The sequence below is a fragment of the Stenotrophomonas sp. SrG genome (assembly GCF_050031795.1).
GTDB lineage: Bacteria > Pseudomonadota > Gammaproteobacteria > Xanthomonadales > Xanthomonadaceae > Stenotrophomonas > Stenotrophomonas rhizophila_A.
In genome coordinates, this window is record NZ_JBNBBE010000968.1 from 1 (window position 1) to 242 (window position 242).

Annotated in this window: 1 protein-coding gene; it reads right to left on the reverse strand. The window is 68.6% G+C overall.

Going from position 1 to position 242, the window contains the following annotated elements; all coding sequences use genetic code 11:
* The coding region (locus ACQG3P_RS22375) for a glycosyltransferase (protein WP_426806281.1) at positions 1-242 on the reverse strand (242 nt) is incomplete at both ends.

Genomic DNA, 242 nt, shown 5'->3' on the forward strand with positions numbered 1-242 from the left:
ACCGACATCCCCGGGGTCATCGACGAGCCAGGAGTGCTCGATCAGATCTACGACGCCGCCGACTGCGGGCGCGACGATGGGGACGCCCGCTGCCGCAGCCTCCAACCGGATGGGGGGCAGGCCTTCCCAGGCACTGGTGAACAGGTATGCCGCGTGGTCCGGCCGCTGGATGCTCTCGAAATGGCAGAAGGCCCCCTGCAGCGTGACCTGCGGCAGCGACGTCAGCAGCGCCAGTGCAGGAT